At 70.2% G+C, this 17,958-nt stretch carries 13 protein-coding genes and 2 pseudogenes; 7 read left to right on the forward strand and 8 right to left on the reverse strand.

The annotated features are described in order from the left end of the window. The first annotated feature begins 354 nt into the window (after nucleotides 1–354). A complete protein-coding gene (locus ACFPZI_RS22480; protein ID WP_381365803.1) occupies nucleotides 355–1,566 on the forward strand; it encodes a cysteine desulfurase-like protein in 1,212 nt (403 codons plus the stop codon). 605 nt (nucleotides 1,567–2,171) lie between these two features. Here ACFPZI_RS22480 and ACFPZI_RS22485 read toward each other — a convergent pair. Continuing rightward, nucleotides 2,172–2,438: a transposase gene (locus ACFPZI_RS22485; protein WP_381365806.1), complete on the reverse strand. Its 267-nt coding sequence runs from the start codon at nucleotides 2,436–2,438 to the stop codon at nucleotides 2,172–2,174. A 500-nt stretch (nucleotides 2,439–2,938) separates the two neighbouring features. On the opposite strand from ACFPZI_RS22485, the gene ACFPZI_RS22490 reads away from it, so the two are divergent. Next, nucleotides 2,939–6,130 carry an ATP-binding protein gene (locus tag ACFPZI_RS22490; protein WP_381365809.1) on the forward strand — a complete coding sequence of 1,064 codons (3,192 nt, stop codon included), beginning with the start codon at nucleotides 2,939–2,941 and terminating at the stop codon, nucleotides 6,128–6,130. Here the strand turns inward: ACFPZI_RS22490 and ACFPZI_RS22495 are convergent. Continuing rightward, entirely contained in the window at nucleotides 6,111–6,902 is a 792-nt protein-coding gene (locus ACFPZI_RS22495) for an ABC transporter permease (protein WP_381365811.1), read from the reverse strand. The genes ACFPZI_RS22490 and ACFPZI_RS22495 overlap by 20 nt on opposite strands. Beyond that, a complete protein-coding gene (locus ACFPZI_RS22500; protein ID WP_381365814.1) occupies nucleotides 6,899–7,909 on the reverse strand; it encodes an ATP-binding cassette domain-containing protein in 1,011 nt (336 codons plus the stop codon). The genes ACFPZI_RS22495 and ACFPZI_RS22500 overlap by 4 nt, the downstream gene beginning before the upstream one ends. A gap of 625 nt (nucleotides 7,910–8,534) precedes the next feature. On the opposite strand from ACFPZI_RS22500, the gene ACFPZI_RS22505 reads away from it, so the two are divergent. Further along, nucleotides 8,535–11,312, forward strand: a complete 2,778-nt coding sequence (locus tag ACFPZI_RS22505; protein WP_381365817.1) for a glycosyl hydrolase — start codon at nucleotides 8,535–8,537, stop codon at nucleotides 11,310–11,312. 528 nt (nucleotides 11,313–11,840) lie between these two features. Here the strand turns inward: ACFPZI_RS22505 and ACFPZI_RS22510 are convergent. Next, nucleotides 11,841–12,290, reverse strand: coding sequence for a type 1 glutamine amidotransferase family protein (locus tag ACFPZI_RS22510; protein ID WP_381365820.1), 450 nt, complete (start codon nucleotides 12,288–12,290; stop codon nucleotides 11,841–11,843). Between the two features lie 221 nt (nucleotides 12,291–12,511). Between ACFPZI_RS22510 and ACFPZI_RS22515 the strand changes: the two genes are divergently transcribed. Next, nucleotides 12,512–13,168, forward strand: a complete 657-nt coding sequence (locus ACFPZI_RS22515) for an HAD family hydrolase (RefSeq protein WP_381365822.1) — start codon at nucleotides 12,512–12,514, stop codon at nucleotides 13,166–13,168. Nucleotides 13,169–13,180: 12 nt separating this feature from the next. Continuing rightward, nucleotides 13,181–13,471, forward strand: a pseudogene (locus tag ACFPZI_RS22520) (transposase family protein); the annotation flags it as partial. Between the two features lie 213 nt (nucleotides 13,472–13,684). On the opposite strand, the gene ACFPZI_RS22525 reads toward ACFPZI_RS22520, so the two are convergent. Next, nucleotides 13,685–14,842, reverse strand: coding sequence for a PP2C family protein-serine/threonine phosphatase (locus ACFPZI_RS22525; RefSeq protein ID WP_381365825.1), 1,158 nt, complete (start codon nucleotides 14,840–14,842; stop codon nucleotides 13,685–13,687). On the opposite strand from ACFPZI_RS22525, the gene ACFPZI_RS22530 reads away from it, so the two are divergent. Beyond that, entirely contained in the window at nucleotides 14,832–15,035 is a 204-nt protein-coding gene (locus tag ACFPZI_RS22530) for a hypothetical protein (RefSeq protein ID WP_381365828.1), read from the forward strand. The genes ACFPZI_RS22525 and ACFPZI_RS22530 overlap by 11 nt on opposite strands. A 124-nt stretch (nucleotides 15,036–15,159) precedes the next feature. Then, nucleotides 15,160–15,549 carry a hypothetical protein gene (locus ACFPZI_RS22535; RefSeq protein WP_381365831.1) on the forward strand — a complete coding sequence of 130 codons (390 nt, stop codon included), beginning with the start codon at nucleotides 15,160–15,162 and terminating at the stop codon, nucleotides 15,547–15,549. 50 nt (nucleotides 15,550–15,599) lie between these two features. Here ACFPZI_RS22535 and ACFPZI_RS22540 read toward each other — a convergent pair whose 3' ends face one another. The 3 genes and pseudogenes from ACFPZI_RS22540 to ACFPZI_RS22550 all read right to left on the reverse strand — a co-directional run. Continuing rightward, nucleotides 15,600–15,998, reverse strand: coding sequence for a hypothetical protein (locus tag ACFPZI_RS22540; protein ID WP_381365834.1), 399 nt, complete (start codon nucleotides 15,996–15,998; stop codon nucleotides 15,600–15,602). A 41-nt stretch (nucleotides 15,999–16,039) separates the two neighbouring features. Then, nucleotides 16,040–16,849 carry a TNT domain-containing protein gene (locus tag ACFPZI_RS22545; protein WP_381365837.1) on the reverse strand — a complete coding sequence of 270 codons (810 nt, stop codon included), beginning with the start codon at nucleotides 16,847–16,849 and terminating at the stop codon, nucleotides 16,040–16,042. A 433-nt stretch (nucleotides 16,850–17,282) separates the two neighbouring features. Then, nucleotides 17,283–17,717: pseudogene (locus tag ACFPZI_RS22550) on the reverse strand (IS6 family transposase); the annotation flags it as partial. Nucleotides 17,718–17,958 lie beyond the last annotated feature (241 nt).

A 17,958-nucleotide genomic window follows, 5' to 3' on the forward strand; every position in this document is an offset into this window, starting at 1 on the left:
CCGGGCTCCGACACTGTGTGTACGACGCTGTGTGTACGACATGGAGTGGCGCGGACGGCTCTGCACCGGACGTCACGACGTCCCCCACGCCGACGGTGAAGACACCGGAGGGCCTCGGCAAGGTATTCACCGGCGACTGCACGCTGTACAGGCATTGAAGGACGGTGACCGGCCACGGAGCGGGACGAAGCCGGACCATAACTCGTGATCGTCTGCCTCTGTCCTGCTCCGGCCAGGGGCGACAGAATCGGGAACAGGACCGACCGGTGGGCAGTCGCCCACGCCGGGTCCTCTCCTTCGGCCCTTGCCGGGCAGGAACCGTGGGAGAGGGCCCTGGGACGAACAGGAGCTTTCGTGACGTACGACGTCGAAACCATCCGCGCGCAGTTCCCCGCGCTGGCCGCCGGGACAGCCCACTTCGACGGCCCGGGCGGCACCCAGACCCCCCGGCCCGTCATCGAGGCCGTCTCGGACGCGCTGAGCAGCCCGCTGTCGAACCGGGGACAGGGGGCGATCGGGGAGCGCAACGCCGAGAGCATCGTCACCGGGTGCCGGCAGGCTCTGGCCGACCTCCTGGGAGCGGCCCCGGCCGGGATCGTGTTCGGGCGCAGCGCCACGCAGCTCGCCTACGACTTCTCGCGCACCCTTGCCAAGACGTGGTCGCCGGGGGACGAGGTGGTCGTGACCCGGCTGGATCACGACTCGAACATCCGCCCCTGGGTCCAGGCCGCAACCCTGGCCGGAGCCACCGTACGCTGGGCCGACTTCGATCCGGCCACCGGGGAACTGACCGTCGATGACATCCGGGCAGTGCTCTCGGAACGCACCCGGCTGGTCGCTGTGACCGCCGCCTCCAACCTGATCGGCACGCGTCCCCGGATCGCCGAGATCTCCCGCCTGGTGCACGAGGCGGGTGCGCTGTTGTACGTCGACGGTGTGCACCACACCGCCCATTCCCTGGTCGACGTCGAGCAGCTGGGCGCGGATTTCTTCACCTGTTCCCCGTACAAGTTCCTCGGTCCGCACCACGGAGTGCTCGCCGCCCGGCCCGAATTGCTGGAGACACTGCATCCCGACAAGCTGCTGCCCTCCACCGACGTCGTCCCAGAACGCTTCGAACTCGGCACGTTGCCCTACGAGTTCCTCGCGGGCACCCGTGCCGCCGTCGACTTCCTCGCCGGACTCGACGCACGTGCATCAGGCACCCGACGACAGCGACTGGCCGCGGCGTTCGCGGCGCTCGAGGGACACGAGGAAAACCTGCGGGCCCAGATCGACAAGGGACTGAGCGCCCTCGACGGCGTCACGGTCCACTCCAACGCCACCGACCGCACGCCCACCCTGCTGCTGACCGTCGACGGTCGCAGCACGACGGATGCCTGTCGGTTCCTCGCGGAACGCGGTGTCCACGCGCCGTCCGGGGCCTTCTACGCGATCGAGGCATCCCGCAGGCTCGGCCTCTCGGACACCGGAGGACTTCGTGTGGGCCTCGCCCCCTACAACAACACAGAAGATGTGGAGCGGCTGCTGGCCGGCCTGTCCGATTTCCTGGCCGGGCGTTCCTGAGGTCCGATTCCTGGATCCTGCATGCCCGGACGGTCGAACTGCGTCCCCCGGACCGCACGTAACGCGAACCGCACGGAGGCCCGGCCCGTCGCCCGGCGACGGGCGACGGGCCGTCGAGAGCCAACTGCGGCACTGCGGGACACGGGCTGACGATCTCTCCTCCCGAGTGCTGAAGGGTGCAGTGAGCGAACGACCTGTCCGCACGGTCGAGGTGTCGTTGGAGGACGACAGTGACGAAGCGATCCGTGTTCACCTCCGCGAGGTGGACGAAACCCTCGTCCGAGTGGGACGCGGAGGCCGCTCCGTAACCCGGGCGGAGCGGTCGTGCGGACAGAAGCTCGACACAGTGCGGCCAGTGGCGGAGAGCTTCGTGAACAGGGTTCTGTGGGCCGGCAAACGCACCAGACGAAAACGCGCTGGAGTTCGAGCTGTCGCTGTCGCTGTCGGCCGAGGCGGACTTGGCCAACACCGCCACGGCGGCCAATTTCTCCGTGAGCCTGACGTGGAACAGAAGCGACACAGGGGACCCAAGTGGGCCCGATTACCCGATAAGTTGACCTGACTAACTCGCGGGGGACGTGGAGGTCGCGGTGGTGGCAAAAGAGTCACGGAGCGCCGACGAGGAACTGAACGTGACGGTCGTACAGGGCAAAGGAGAGAACGGCACGATTGCCGCTGGTGGTGCCCTCGCGCAGGCCCTCGTCGGTCTCGGCCCGCTTCACCCAGGTCCGCAGGGCCTCGGGGTGGACATCGAGCTGTTCGGCGATGCGGCGGATCGCTCCCGTCCGGCCGGCGGGGTCCTTGCGGGCCTCGACCGCCATCCGTGTCGCACGCTCACGCAGTTCGTCGGAGTACTTCTTGGGCGCAGCCATGATCGGCATCCTTCCGGGTCTTCGATGTCTCCATCAAACCCGGGGCGATTCAGGATTGTGGAAACGGGCCTACCGGGGGGACGCGTGCCGACTGACGGCGACCATTTTGGTTGCCGGGCGACTCCCCGGGTCAGGCGACAACGCGAGTCCGTAAACAGCGCGAGTCAACCGGAAGAGGAGCCGTGGAGAAGGCGAGCACCTCGCCGGTGCTGCACGAACTGCTCGACCCGCCGTAGGGTCGCCCTGGGTCCGTAGCCCGGTGTTGGCCGGCGGTGTCTCGATCCCCCCCCGGGGGGCACCGAGCTGACGCGGCTTCCGTACCGACCCGGCTCCACCGCCCACGAGCACACCAGTCCGCCGTGACCGGCCTCGGTGGTCGCGTACGCCTGCGTGATCACTTCACCCTTGGCCGTCCCGCACGACCAGGCTGCCGCCCGCGCGGCGGGAGTTCGGCCCGCGGCAGGAGTGTTGGCGGCCGGTGCCTTGGCTAATCTGCGCGGGTGACCACCGACCTGACCCTGCTGCCGCGTGTCGCCTATCGCGGACAGGAGGTCACCGCGCCCCGGCTCCGGGGCCTCCTCGCGCTGCTCGCGGGCGACTTGCGCACGGGCTGCAGCACCGAGCGGCTTGTGGCAGGGCTGTGGCCGGACGAGTTGCCGGAGCGGCCGGGAAAGGCGGTGCAGGTCCTCGTGTCCAGGGTGCGGGCGCAGCTGGGCGCCGATGTCCTCGTCAGCACGCCGACCGGATACCGGCTCACCCTCGCCGAGGATCAGGTCGACAGCTCTGCCCTGCTGCTGCACGCCACCGCGAGCGCGGACTGGGCCAGGGCCGGGGACCATGCGGGATCGCTGGCTGCGGCCGAGGCCGGGCTCGCGCTGTGGGCGGGCACCCCTGACGGGGCCGGCGCCCCCGACGACCCCGTAGCCGCGTTGCGCACCGAGCGGGCCCCCGTCCGCGGCACGCTCGTACGCGCGAAGGCGCTCGCGTTCGCCCGCCTCGGTCGGCACGCGGAGGCGGCCGGACCGCTGGCCGTGGCCGCCTCGGAGCATCCGCGCGACGAGGAAGTGCTCGCCGAGCTGCTGCGCGGCGAGGCGGCGACGGCGGGCCCGTCCGCCGCGCTGACGCGGTACGAGGCGTACCGCCGTGAGCTGCGCGAGGCGCTCGGCACGGGTCCGGGCGCCGGGCTCAAGGCGGTACAGCAGGAGCTGCTGCGCGGCGAGGCGCCCGTGGTCAGGCACGGCGTGCCGCACGAGCCGAACCCGCTGCTCGGCCGGAACGAGGACATCGCGGCGGTGGAGCGGCTGCTGGGCGCATCCCGCGCCGTCACCGTCGTCGGCCCCGGCGGCCTCGGCAAGACCCGGCTCGCGTACGCCGTCAGCCGCCGGGCCGAACAGCGCGTGGTGTATTTCGTGCCGCTCGCCGGCGTCACCGCGGACGCGGACGTGGCCGCGGAGGTGGCCTCCGCGCTCGGCGCGGGCGAGGGACGGCCCGGCGCCATGAGCGGCCACGCCCCGGCCGACCTGGTGTCCGGCATCCTCGGTGTACTCGGCTCCGGGCCCGCTCTGCTGGTCCTCGACAACTGCGAGCAGGTCGTCCGGGGCGCCGCCGACCTCGTACAGGCCCTGGTCTCGTCCTCGAAGGACCTGCGGGTGCTCGTCACCAGCCGGGCCCCGCTCGGCCTCACCTCGGAGGCGGTGTACGCGCTGCCGGAGCTCGGGCTCGACACCTCGGTCGAGCTGTTCACGCAGCGGGCCCGGGCCGCCCGGCCCGGCGTGGAGCTGCCGCCGGACGCGGTGGCCGAGCTGTGCCGCCACCTCGACGGGCTGCCGCTCGCCGTGGAGTTGGCCGCGGCGCGGGTGCGAGTCCTTTCGGTGCCGGAGATCGCGCGCCGCCTCGGCGACCGGTTCGCGCTGCTGCGCGGCGGGGTGCGGGATGTGCCGGAGCGCCACCGCACGCTGCACGCGGTCGTGGAGTGGAGCTGGAACCTGCTCGCGGAGGACGCCAGGGCGGCGCTGCGCACGCTGTCCGTCTTCCCCGGCGGCTTCTTGGGCGAAGCGGCGGAGCAGGTGCTGGGCGAGGGGGCGCTGATGCTGCTGGAGCAGCTGGCCGATCAGTCCCTGCTGACCGTCGTCGACACCCCGGTCGGCGTGCGGTTTTGGATGCTGGAGACCGTACGGGAGTTCAGCGCGGCCCGGCGTGCGGAGGCGGGCGAGGAAGACGAGGCCATCGGCCGGGTCCTCGCCTGGGCGCGGGACTTCGGGGTCGCGTACCACGACTGGCTCTTCGACTCGGAACCTTCCCCGAGTTCTCGGCTTCGCTCGAGCAGGGGAGAAGACCCCGTTGCCGCCAGGGAGCGGATCAAGGCCGAGCAGGACAACCTCGTGCTGGCCCTGCGACACGCCCTCGCCCGTACGGACGGCCCCACCACCGCCGCCCTCACCGCCGTCCTCGCCTCTTTGTGGTCCAACGACTCCAACTTTCCCCGCCTCGCCGCCCTCGCCGCAGACACCGGCCCGCCACTGTCGCACTACTACCCCGGGCCCGAATACGTCGAAGTCGCCCGCGCCGCTGCGGTGTTGTGCACGGCGGGTCTGTTCATGGGCTACGGCCCGGTCGCCGTACGCCAGCTCGTCACCCTCCGGCGACTGCCCCCGGCCCCGCCGGACACGCTGCTGCGCGCCGCCGCGGCAGTGCTGAGCGCGGTCCCCGAGATGCTGCCTCCCGACTACGACGTGCTGAGGGGGCTCTGCGACAGCGACAGCGAGCAGCCGCTGGTCGCCGGCATCGCCGAGAGCGTCGCCACCTACGTCTGGGAGTACGAGCACGACATCGACCGCGCGCTCGCCTCGGCCCACCGGACAATCACCGAACTGGCTCCGGTCGACAACCCGTCCGTGCAGCTCATGGGGCATTCCCGGCTGAGCGAGCTGTGCTTGCGGATGGGGCAGGGCGAGGAAGCGTACGGGCATCTCATGGCGGTGCTCGAGGTGCTGCCGCGGCTCGGCGACGGGCACGACTACCTCTTCATCCGCTGGCTCCTCGTCCTCGCCTGCCTGCAGCGCGGCGACCCCGACGAGGCCGAGTACTGGCTGCGGCAGGCGGAGAGCGACAACATCCCGCAGCAGGACGCCTTCTACCGGCCCGACCTCGGCGGGCGCGCCGAGATCGCGCTCGCCCGCGGGCTGACGGAGGTCGGGCTCGGCCTGTGGCGCGGCGCCGTGGAGCGAATGCACGAGGCCGGCTCGATGCACGGCGGCGCCCCCTGGCTCGATCCGTGGGCACTGCAGGTCCAGTCGGCGGCGGTGACGGCGCACGCGCACGCCGGCCGGCTCGAGCTGGTCGCGGAGCCGGTCGACCGGCTGCGGCAGGGGCTGCGGACCCTGCTCTCCGGTCCGGCCGGCTCGCCCATGGAGCTCCCTGTGGTCGGGACGGTGCTGCACGCCCTCGGCATGGCGGGGCTCGCGTCCGGCGACGACGGTGCCGGTGCCGTACGGATGATCGCGCTGGCCGAACGGCTGCGGGTGCTGCGCGACTTCCAGCCGACGATGTCGGTGGACCGCGCCCGGAAGGCGGCCCAGGACGCCGACAGGGCGGCGTACGCCGACGCGGTGTCGGAGTACGCCGCCCTGGAGCGGGACGAGCTGCGGGAGGCAGCCCGCGCGGTTGTATCGGCTACTTCGGGTCGCGGTTGAACAACGCCGTCGACCAGCGGTGGCCGAGCACGGTCAGGCCGACGCACCAGACGATCGCGATCCACCAGTTGTTGCCGATCTCGGTGCCGAGCAGCAGGCCGCGCAGGGTCTCGATGGCCGGCGTGAACGGCTGGTACTCGGCGATCGGCTGGAACCAGCCCGGCATCGTGTCGGCCGGGATGAAGGCGCTCGAGATGAGCGGAAGGAGGATCAGCGGCATGGCCATGTTGCCGGCCGCCTCGGGGTTCGGGCTGGCCAGTCCCATCCCGACGGCGATCCAGGTGAGCGCCAGGGCGAACAGCGCGAGCAGTCCGAACGCCGCCAGCCACTCCAGGGCCGTGGCGTCCGTGGACCGGAAGCCGATGGCCACGGCGATGGCGCCGACGAGGACCAGGCTGGCGAGCACCTGCAGCACACTGCCGACGACGTGCCCGATGATCACAGAGCCGCGGTGGACCGCCATCGTACGGAAGCGGGCGATGAGGCCCTCGGCCATGTCCATGGAGATGGACACCGCGGCCCCGATCACGGTGCTGCCGATGGTCATCATCAGCAGGCCCGGGACGAGATAGGCGAGGTACTCGGAGCGGTCGGCGTCCCCGCCACCGATGCCCGCGCTCATCACGTCTCCGAAGATGTAGACGAAGAGCAGTAGCAGCATGATCGGAGTGAGCAGCAGGTTCAGGGTCATGGACGGGTAGCGCCGTACGTGCAGCAGGTTGCGGCGCAACATCGTGTTCGAGTTGCGTACGGCGAGGGAGAGAACGCTCATCGGACAGCCTCCTTGGGCTGGTCGGAGGCGTTGGCTGTGCCGGTCAGGGCGAAGAACACGTCGTCGAGATCGGGGGTGTGCACGGTCAGCTCGTCCGCCTCGATGCCGGCCGAGTCCAGCCGGTCGAGGATGGAGCGCAGCTCGCGCTGGCTGCCGTCGCTGGGGATCTGCAGCGACAGCGCCTCGTCGATGGGGGCACCCCCTGCCCGAGCGAAGCCGAGAGTTCGGGGGAAAGTGACCTCACGCAGGGCGACGGCGGCGGACTGGTATGCGGCCGGGTCGGTGAACCGCAGTCGCACGTGCCCGCCCGGGATGAGCCGCTTCAGCTCTTCGGCACTCCCTTCGGCGGCGAGCCTGCCCTCGCTCAGCACCGCGATGCGGTCGGCGAGTTCGTCGGCCTCCTCCAGGTACTGGGTGGTGAGGAAGACGGTGACGCCTCCGGAGACCAGCTCGCGGATGATCCCCCACATGTTGTGGCGGCTGCGCGGATCGAGGCCGGTGGTCGGCTCGTCGAGGAAGATGATCCGCGGATTGCCGACCAGCGTCATGGCGAGGTCGAGGCGGCGCTTCATGCCACCGGAGTAGGTGGAGACGGGCTTCTTCGCGGCCTCCACCAGGTCGAAGCGCTCAAGAAGTTCGGCGGCGGTACGGCGGCCCTCTCTGCGGGAGAGTAGGTGCAGGTCCGCCATGAGGAGCATGTTCTCCTCGCCGGTGATCAGGCCGTCGACAGCGGAGAACTGCCCGGTGACACCGATCGCGGCGCGCACGGCCTGCGGGTCGGTGGCCAGGTCGTGGCCGCCGACGCGCAGATCGCCGGCGTCGGCGGTGATGAGGGTGGAGAGGGTCTTGACGGCGGTGGTCTTGCCGGCGCCGTTCGGGCCGAGCAGCGCGAACACGGACCCGGTCGGCACCGCCAGATCGATACCGTCGAGGACCGTCTTGTCCCCGTATGCCTTGCGCAGCCCCTTGGCCGCGATGGCGGGAGAGCGCGATGTCGTTGTCGTCATGCCGCAGAGGTTGCGGCAGGGCGCATTCAGCGCGGTTTCAGGATGCTTTCAGCGCCCTGAACCGGGCGGCGAAGGCGGGGTTCGGTCTCGGATCCCGGGCGTCCGAGATATTTGGTTTTTGAAGGTTCGGGGGAACGGATGTTCCGTGGTCGTGAAGTACTGTCCGCGGGAATTCAGGGCGGTCGCGGTCGTGTGGTGCGGGTCGCGGCCGGGAGTGGTGACCAGGTCGGTCGCCGCTGGTCTGGGGGGGGGCAAGGCGGAGACGCTGCGGAGTTGGGTGCGGGCGGCCGGAGCGAGCCGGCCCCGGGACGCCGGGCGGAGGCGCCGGCCCAGCCGCCCACGCCGCAGCGTCTCTCTGCTGCCCCACCCGGCGGAGAACGACCAGCCCCGCCCGCGGATGACCTCGCCGGGTCGCAGCGAGCAGGCCGGCGACCGCAGCACCTGCGGCCTGGGCGAGGGTGGTGGTGCGGCCGGTATTGAAGGCGGCCTTCGGCGTCAGGGTTGTGGGTTCGGCGCCAACTGCCCACTGCGTTCAATCTATTGACACGTGCATTACAGGGGCTTTACGTTCCGGCCATCTGAGAGCGCTCTCAGTCCCCCCTCCTGTGATGACTCGAGGTGCCGCATGCCATCCCCCCGCACCAGACCGGCAGCAGTGCTGCTTCTGGCCTCAGCCCTCGCCGTCGTCGGCCTGGGCCCGGCCGCCGGACCGGCGGCCGCCGCCACCGTTCCCGTAGGCTCCGGCAGCTACTCCGACACCCGGCCCCCCGGTACGTCGGGCCCCACCACCAACACAGGAACGCCGGTCACGCCCAAGCTGACCGCCGCCGCCCGCAACCGGCCCGTGCCCACCAACGACTGGTGGTCCTCCCTCGCCTTCCAGCGCTACGGCGACAACCCGTACTCGACCCCCATGTACGGACACCCCCTCACCTACCAGGCCACGGCCGGCGGGCTCGACGTCGGCTACCCGACGACCCCCGCGATCGTCGGTGACGGCCGCCAGTACGAGTACGCCCACAAGCGCGACCTCACCATTGGACTGACCGGCCTCAACTCACCCGACACCAAGGCCGACGACTGGTCCGACTGGACGGTCACCCCCCAATGGTCCGACGGCGCCCGCACCCTGCGCACCACCATCGGCCACGGCTCCCCGTTCGTATACGCCAAGGGCTCCGGCGGCAACGCCCAGATCACCACCGCCGGCGCGCCCACTGTCTTCGCCGACCAGGACAACGTCCTCGGCATCACCGTTGCCGGGCATCACTACGCCCTCTTCGCGCCGACCGGCAGCGACTGGAACGTCGCCGGCTCCACCGTCACCGCGGCACTCGGCTCCAAGGACTACTTCTCCGTCGCCGTGCTGCCGTCCACCGGCGCGCTGGCGACCTTCAAGAAGTACGCCTACAGCTTCGTCACCGGCTCCGAGGCCACCTGGAGCTACACCGGTGGCACCGTCAGGGCCACCTACACGCTCACCACCGACGCGAAGGAAGGCACCGAGCGCGGCACGCTCCAGGCCCTCTACCGCCACCAGTGGCTGAACACCACGGACCCCCTCACCTCCTACACCTATGTCTCACCACGCGGCACCATGAAGGTCCGCGAGTCGGCCTCCTTCACCACAAGTCGGAAGGCAGCAGCGGTGCTGCCCGCGCTGCCCAAGTCGAACGGCGTGGACACCGCCAGACTGCGTGGTTACCTGAACGAGGTCGTGAACGCCGCCGACCCCTTCTCCGGAGCCTCCGACACCTACTGGACCGGTAAGGCCCTCGGCCGCCTCGCCCAGCTCGTCCCGGTGGCCGACCAGATCGGCGAGACCGGCATCCGCGACAGGCTTCTCGGCCTGATCAAGGGCAAGCTCCAGGACTGGTTCACGGCGGGAGGCGCGAACGAGTTCAGCTACGACAAGGACTGGAAGACGCTCACCGGCTACCCCGCCTCCTACGGCAGCGACACCGAGCTCAACGACCACCACTTCCACTACAGTTACTACGTCTACGCGGCGGCGATCGTCGCCCAGTACGACCAGGGATGGGCCGCCGACTCCGCCTGGGGCGGCATGGTCAAGACCCTCGTGCGGGACGCCGCCAACCCCAGCCGCACCGACACCGCCTTCCCCTTCCTGCGCGGCTTCGACGTCTACGCGGGCCACAGCTGGGCCTCCGGCCATCAGGGTTTCGCCGCCGGCAACAACCAGGAGTCCTCCTCCGAGTCCACCAACCTCAGCGCAGCCCTCGTCCTGTGGGGCTCCGCGACCGGTGACACTTCGCTGCGTGACCTCGGCACCTTCCTGCTGACCACCGAGTCGGAGTCGATCGCCCAGTACTGGTTCGACGCCGACGAGCAGGTCTTCCCGTCCTCCTTCGGTCACGACACAGCCGGCATGGTGTGGGGCAGTGGCGCCGCCTACGCCACCTGGTGGACCGCCAACCCCGAGGAGATCCACGGCATCAACGTCCTGCCCGTGACCGGCGGATCGCTCCACCTCGGCGGTGAGAAGGCCGCGATCCGGCGCAACATCGCGGAGATGGAGCGGGAGAACGGCGGCCCGGCCGTCGAATGGCGCGACATCCTCTGGGAGTTCCAGTCCTTCGCCGACCCGGCTGCGGCCAAGGCGAAATGGGACGCGGGCCACGCCGACTACACCCCGGAGCAGGGGGAGTCGAAGGCGCACACCTACCACTGGATCAACACCCTCGACACCCTCGGCGCCCCGGACGCCACCGTGACCGGTGACATCCCCACCTCCGCCGTCTTCACCAAGGGAACGACCCGGACCTACGCGGCCCACAACCACGGACCGACGGCCCGCACCGTCACCTTCTCCGACGGCAAGACCCTCTCCGTGCCGGCCCGTTCCACCGCGAGCGGCACCGGGACCGGTTCAGGGGACCCCGACCCCGACCCGGAACCGCCGACCGGCAACACCTTCCAGTTGCGCAGCGGTGGCGCACTGACCACGGCGACAGGCGGCACGGCGGGCAGCGACACCATCGCCTCCGGTGGCGGCGCCAACCACGACGGCACCCCGTACCAGCCCCTCGTCTACGAGGTCCGCGGCGTCAACGGCACGCTCACCCCGGGCGCGCAGACCGCCTTCCGGCTCCAGGTGGACGCGGGCAGCACGGTCGGACTCGGTCAGCAGGCCCGGATCAGCTACGACTTCACCGGCGACGGCGATTTCGACCGGACCGAGACATACCACTACTTCGCGACCGACCCGGTCACCGGATGGGAGGAGTACACGCAGGCACGCGGTCTCAAGGCGTCCACGGGCGCACCGGGCAATCTGAACGGCGGCACCGTACGCCTCGAGGTGTGGAGCGCTATCGGCAACGGCGCCTCGAAGCTCCAGACGGGCACGGACAAGTCCGTGCTGGTGATCCCTTACAGCTGAACCGGCGGAAAGCCGGCAGCGGGCATCGGCGTCGGGCCGATGCCCGCCGCACCAGCGTGGTGGGCGACCGACGACGGCATTCCCGGGCTGTCCGCCGCCTGACCGGGCTCAGCAGGGCCGGCGGCATCGCGGCGCCTACATGCCTGACCCTGGGTATTCAGCGGAATTGGGTGACCTGACGTCCCGATAGCAGAATGATGCCGCTGACCTGCGAGGATGCGAGTGTCTAGTCCGTAACCGTTGCGAGAATCAGGGCGCCAATCCGGTGAGCGGGACTACAGGGTGGGACCGTCGGCTGTCCGTGGTGGCTGACGGGAAGAGACTGATCGGGCATGCCGGGGTGGTGCTGTTGCGCCGGTGCGCGGACCGTACAGGGCTGACGGACGCGCCGGCCGGGGTGCTCGGTCGGATCTTTCTGTCGCAAGATCGTTCCTACCGGGGGCCTTGCGGCTGCACGGACTTGGGGAGGGCAGAGGCACAGCACAGCCCGGCGATCACCGAGAGCAACGACCGGTTACCGGGAAAGGCTCACTGCGCCTTGTCGGCCAGTCCGACAGCCTCCTCCTCTTCATTGGTGAAGCCCGTGATCCGGTAGCCCTTGAAGGGCGACTCGCCGTGGATCCTGGTGGCCGGCATCGAGGCAGGGGCGTGGCACACGATTGCGAGTGGTTTGCCCGAGGCGAGTTGTCCGGTCAGTATCCGTCCCGCATCGGCGTCTACCCACACGAAGACGCGTCCGAGGACTTCCAGGGCGAAGGTGACCTCGCACGGCTCGCCCGCGTCCGGGCCCGGCAGCGCGGTGATCGGGACGACGATCCGTTCGGCGACGTCCATGAACAGTGCGGGCATTCGCGGCTCGGCGCCGGCGAACTCGCGGGCGGCTTCGACGTCGCCGGCCCGGACGGCCCGGAGGTAGTCGAAGGCGCTGATGGCCGCGTCCGGGGTCATCGGAGCGAGCGGCGTGGTGGTGTCGGGCATGACGGCTCCTCACGTACGGGCCGCCTCGCTGATCGCGGCGGCCTCACGAGCGATGCTCGGGGCGCGGGCCTGTGGATAGAGTCCGCGCACCGACGGTGAGCAGCCGTCTCCTGGCCGCCGCGCCACGTTGCACTCCGGCCGGAGTGACAAGCCCCTGACGTGGAACCCGTACCGACGTGGACGTCCGCGACACAGGACGACAGAGAGGAAGGGGCCGGCGCATGGAACGGGCTGCCCTGTTCGACGTCGACGGAACCCTCGTCGACACCAACCATCTCCACGTGACCACTTGGTGGGAGGCGTTCCGGCAGGCGGGCCACCAGGTGCCGATGCACGCGATCCACCGGGCCGTCGGGCTCGGCTCCGACGACCTCGTCGCCCATCTGCTCGGGGACGACCGGGACAAGGACCGGGACGAGGAGCTGAGCGCCGCCCACAAGGCCCTCTACGGGCAGTACTTCGACCGGCTGCCCGCGCTGCGGGACGCCGGCCGGCTGCTGCGCCGCCTCGACCAGGACGGCTGGACGGTGGTGCTCGCCACCTCCGCCGGGGGCGCGGAGCTGTCCGCGCTGCGCCGGGCGATCGACGCGGACGACGCGATCAAGGCCACGACCAGCGCCGACGACGTGGAGCAGGGCAAACCAGCCGCCGAACCCGTCGAACACGCCCTGGAGCTGGCGGGGGTGCCCGCCGAGCGCGCGGTGTTCGTCGGTGACACCGTGTGGGACATGCAGGCGGGCAGCAGGGCCGGGGTGCACTGCGTCGGCGTGCTGTGCGGCGGGATCCCGCGCGCCGACCTGAAGGAGGCGGGTGCGCGGGCGGTCTACGACGACCCCGCCCAGCTGCTCGCGTCCCTGGCCGACAGTCCGCTGGCGTGAGGAACGATCACCCACGGCATTGTCGACGCGCTTGCCGAGGCCGACATCACGTGCTGGGCCGACAAGGGCTACCGGGGTGCCGGCGGCACGGTCCGCATCCCGTGCTGGGGACGTTGGGAGACCCTTTCCGCCGGTCAGAAGGCTGTCCACCGGTCCCACGCGAAGATCCGCGCACTCGTTGAACAGGCCATGGCCACCCTCAAGTCCTGGCGGCTCCTCCGCAAGCTCCGGTGCTCGACCACCCGCATCACCCGCCTCGTCCAGGCCGTCCTCACCCTGCATCTGGCCAGCTCAGACCGATGATGGAAAAGCCTCACTGGCATGAGGCCGAGATATCGCACCTCCGCTCCGTGGTTCGCCCATCCCGCCTGGCCGGTGCCCCGTGGGTGGCTCTGCTGCGTAATTCGCCAGTCCCGTAGGAACAGCCGCTCGGAGCGCCGGGCATGGCCGCGTCGCCGCAGGTCGCGGAGTGCGGTCCCGCGGCCCCGAGGAATTGGCGGCAGAGTCGTGGTTTCCTCAAGCGCGCCGGCGGCTGTTGTCTGCTTCCCTCCGGTGGACGGCCGGGGCCTTGCCGGGGCCGTCGTTCGCGTCGGGGGGCAGGCCGATGGCGAGGAGCGCGACATCGTCGTCGAGGTGTCCTGCGGCGTACCGGTACAGGTCGGCGAGCAGGGCGTCCAGCACGCGGTCTGGGTCCGGCGGGAGGGGGCGGGACAACCACGGGACCGGGTCGTAGAAGACTCCCCGGTGGTCGCGGGCCTCGACGACGCCGTCGGTGAACAGCACCAGGACCGCGCCCTCGGGCAGGACGTACCGGTCGACCGGGACGTCCGGGTCGCCGAGGTCGGCCAGGCCCAGCGGCAGCGAGGGCACACCCGGCTCCAGCGGGCGGGCCCGGCCATGGTGGAGCAGCAGCGGCGCCGGGTGTCCCCGATTGGCCACGTGCAGGGTCGAGCCGTCGGCGGAGAGTTCGGCGATGACGGCGGTGGCGAACCTCTCGGCTTCCCCTCCGCTCTCGGCGGCCTGGGTCTCCTGGATCCGCTCCTCCAGGCAGCGGACCACGCCGGGCAGGTCCGGGATGCGGAGGGTGGCCTCGTGGAAGGTGCCGAGCAGCGCGTTGACGGTCTGGACCGCGCCCAGACCCTTGCCCCGGACATCGGCGATCATCAGCCGGATGCCATAGGGAGTGGAGTGGATCGCGTACAGGTCGCCCCCGATGGCGGCCTCCCGCGCGGCGGCCTCATAGCGGGCGGCCACAGCCAGTGGCCCGATCCGCCCGGGCGGGGAAGGGAGCACGGCGCGCTGGACGGCTTCGGCGACCTCGCGGGAGGACTTCAGCTGTTGGCGCTCGCGGGCCAGCAGCCGGTTGACGACCGAGGCCAGGAGGGTCAGGGTGACGAAGGTGGAGAAAGGGAAGACATCATCGATGCCGAACGGCGTCCTGCCTCTCACCAGGGGCAGGACTACCGCGGCGAGGAGCGCCGCCCCGCCGGTGGCGATCGTCCCGGCCAGGGAGAGCCAGGGCGCGACCAGCACGGGAGCAGCCGCCAACAGGATGAACACCCTCACACCTCGCGGGGTGAGGAGGTCGAGGAGGAACACGCCGAGGATCAGCACGGCGGGCAGCCATCGAAACCACCGCCTCTCGCGGGGCGGTGACGCGCGGGTGGGTCTCATTCTCCTGCGCTCCGGGGGTGTTCCTGGACAGAATCCGGGTTTCAGTCTCTGCCGCATCCACGACCACGGCGACCGGAGCACCACGGTCGGGGAGATCGATCCCTTCAGCCCGTGGACGCTGCTGCGCGGCGCGTTGGAGAACCTCGCCACCGGCATCTCGCTGCTGGATGCCGGTTGTCAGTTACCTGTGTAGTTGCAACATCTGGAAACTGTTGTCTTTCCGAGTGTGATCGCCGGGTTTCCGCTGGTCAGGCGTAGAGTCACCTTCCCTGCAGTAGAGATGACACGTCGTGTTCTCTCTTCTGTGGAGGTGCCGGATGCCGTCGGTGATGGGGTTGCTCGAGGAGCGGGAGGTCGCTGCCCGGCAGCGGGTGGAGTCGCTGCGGGACAACTTGGAGCGGCTCGTTGCCGAGCTGGAGGAGGCGGAGGCCGCGCAGGATCGTCTTGTGATCGCGAAGGAGACGGTGAGCCAGGTGCTGCCCGAGGCCGGCGAGCTTAAGGACGTGCACGTTTCCGGGGATGCCCGGCCGATTGGGCCGGAACCGGCGGCGCCCGGGGCGATGCCCCGTTCGGCGGTCCCGGTGCGGCGGGAGGGGCTTGATGTGTCGGTGCTGTCGCCGGACTACCAGCGGATCATGCACGTCCTGGCCGACCGCGAGCGGTCCGGCGAAGGGCCGGCGATCTGCCGGCAACTTGCCGCAGCGTAACCACCCGCTGTCCATGACCAGGGGAACTTCAGGTGGTTGGTGTGTCTGGTTCAGTGGTTATGGTGGGGGTCGTCGTGGGGGTCGTCGTGGGGTTGTCTTCGGGTGGTGTTCAGTGCCTGTGCCAGTTGTTCACGGGCTCGGTGCTGGATGGTTTCGCTGTCGAACAGTAGTTCCGTGGTTTCCTCGGGTGTGAGCGGGGACTGTGGGGGGCCCTTGTCGGTGAGTCTGGCGTACAGGCCGCGGCAGGCGTGGTCCTCGTCGGGGAACCGCTCCAGCACTGTGCGTACGCCTCGCTCCTGGACGCCCACCACCCATTGCCCCGCCTCTTCTTCGAGGTACAGCCACGTCTCTGACCGAGGGACATCGGGGCGGGGGCGGCCTGCGATCTCGTACAGGCCTGCTGGGACCCCGGCCGCCTTCAGCGCCTCATGCAAAAGCTGACGGTCCATGCCCCGATCCTGTCACCTCGCCCTCCCGCTCGCCCTTCGTGCTAGTTCGCCCGCTCCAGGTTGCCGCTGCCCACCAGAGAGTTGACGGTCGTGCCGTCCCGTACCGTGGGGCAGTACGGCTTCACCTCCCCTTGCCCGACCCGGATCGTGGTCACGTACTGCACGCCCCCGCCGGGCTGTTCGAACCACGGGGCGGTCGGCCCGGCGCATACCGTGGTTGGCTTCTTCACCCGGTACAGGTGGTAGTTGTAGGGGTATCGCGGGTCCTCGGTGTTGAGGTTGGACGGCGGAATCGAGCGTTCCCCGTACTTGGCCCTGGCCGGCGCGAGGAATGTGCCGAATTCGTTGCCGAAGCGGTCCAGCAGCTGGCCGGGCACAAGGGTCACCTCGGTCGCGATGACCTGGCTGTTGGTGTCGGTGCCGAAGCCATCGTTCGGCGGGAAACGCCAGTTGCCCTGGCCCGAGTCCAGGACCGGGTTCCAGTACTTGTTGAGGAACTCCACCGGAGTGAGTGTGCCGAACCGGTTGTAGTCCTTGAGAAGGCCACCGAGGATTCCGGTGCGCGGCAGTACGGCCGGGCCGAACCGCCAGTCGTTGCACACGAACCCCGTGCGGGCGTAGGGGTAGGGCGACGGCACCAGTCCCAGGCAGCGCGTCTTCTCGCCGTCGGACCGGGACCGCTGGGGCTGCCCGCGCTGCTCGTCGGAGTCAAAGTCCTGCCCCCGCGCGGGAAGCGGGACGGAGCCCGCCGACGCCGGGGAGCCCCCCACGGTGGACATCCGCGCGGTCACGGCGGCGGACGGGGGGACGCTGAGCAGCAGGGAGCCGACAAGCCCGAATGTCACAGTCACGCCCGCACGCCATCGACGAGATGTCATGTTTCCTCCACAGGGTCGAGTTCACCGGGCATCACAGACGCCCTGCTTCATCACAGAGGCCCCGGTGAGGCACGGCAATCGCAGCTGGCCCGGACGGAGCATGGGACAGCCATTGCTTCACCCGTGCGCCGGGGATCCGGCGGGATGTCCGGCGTGAGCGGGGCGGGGTCGGCGAGGGCCTTCGGGTCGGTGGTCCGCTTGGTGCCTTTGCCGGGAGGCCGGAGCCACGCCACCGGGCGGGGCGTGTCGGTGTCGGGGGCGCGCAGGGTTCCGCGCCGGCCGGTCGCGGTGTCCTCGGCGACGCGGCCGATCCAGGGATGGCGGCGGTGGGCGTTGTCACGTTGTTGGGTGCGTGACTGTCTGATGGTGCGTCGGGGCGTGGCGGGGCCGGGTTCCGGCCGCGTGTTCAGGCCTCGGCGGGCTGGCCGGCAACTCCGGTGACCTGGTCCCAGATGGCGAAGCGGACGGTCATCTCGGCTCGGTAGTCGTGTGCGGTCATCAGGTGACGTCGGGGTCTGAAGTGGGGTGAGATGCTGCTGAAGGCGGACAGGAACCGCTGCGCCCCGCCGGTACTGCGGAAGCCTTTCCTCGCGCGTTCGCGTTGCCGGGTGGGCTGGCGGCTGTTCTCGGCCCGGTTGGTCAGGCCCTGGTGCGAACGGTGCTCGACAGAGGGCATGTCCTGGCGGTGGGCGGCGCCGTAGGAGCGGAGCCTGTCCGTGACGATCACCCGGGGCACCGTGCGCGTCGTCTTCAACAGGCGGCGGAAGAATCGCTGGGCTGCGGCCTTGTCCCGCCGGTTCTGCACGAGGATGTCCAGGACGGTGCCGCCGTCGTCGACGGCCCACCTGCGATGTGCCGGTTTGGTGTCAGAGTGCGGTAAGTGATGTTTCCTGCCGTTTCACACCGATGTGATGACATGCCATAACGGGGCGATTCCGGCGGTCGAATGATCAACATCACCGCCCTGGCCGAGCGCACGGCTCCGGCTCCCCGGTTTGGCTCGACAGCCGAGGTCAGGGGCCTGCTACCCACTGGGACGAAGTGGTGCGAAATTAGCTAGACCATCACTTACCGCACTCTCA

Source organism: Streptomyces chlorus, assembly GCF_042655885.1.
Lineage (GTDB): Bacteria > Actinomycetota > Actinomycetes > Streptomycetales > Streptomycetaceae > Streptomyces > Streptomyces chlorus.

Coding starts and splice junctions, on each gene's coding strand:
- ACFPZI_RS22535 (WP_381365831.1), top strand. CDS start 15,160: ATGCCGTCGGTGATGGGGTTGCTCGAGGAGCGGGAGGTCGCTGCCCGG.
- ACFPZI_RS22525 (WP_381365825.1), bottom strand. CDS start 14,842: ATGAGACCCACCCGCGCGTCACCGCCCCGCGAGAGGCGGTGGTTTCGA.
- ACFPZI_RS22485 (WP_381365806.1), bottom strand. CDS start 2,438: ATGGCTGCGCCCAAGAAGTACTCCGACGAACTGCGTGAGCGTGCGACA.
- ACFPZI_RS22500 (WP_381365814.1), bottom strand. CDS start 7,909: ATGACGACAACGACATCGCGCTCTCCCGCCATCGCGGCCAAGGGGCTG.
- ACFPZI_RS22515 (WP_381365822.1), top strand. CDS start 12,512: ATGGAACGGGCTGCCCTGTTCGACGTCGACGGAACCCTCGTCGACACC.
- ACFPZI_RS22495 (WP_381365811.1), bottom strand. CDS start 6,902: ATGAGCGTTCTCTCCCTCGCCGTACGCAACTCGAACACGATGTTGCGC.
- ACFPZI_RS22505 (WP_381365817.1), top strand. CDS start 8,535: ATGCCATCCCCCCGCACCAGACCGGCAGCAGTGCTGCTTCTGGCCTCA.
- ACFPZI_RS22510 (WP_381365820.1), bottom strand. CDS start 12,290: ATGCCCGACACCACCACGCCGCTCGCTCCGATGACCCCGGACGCGGCC.
- ACFPZI_RS22540 (WP_381365834.1), bottom strand. CDS start 15,998: ATGGACCGTCAGCTTTTGCATGAGGCGCTGAAGGCGGCCGGGGTCCCA.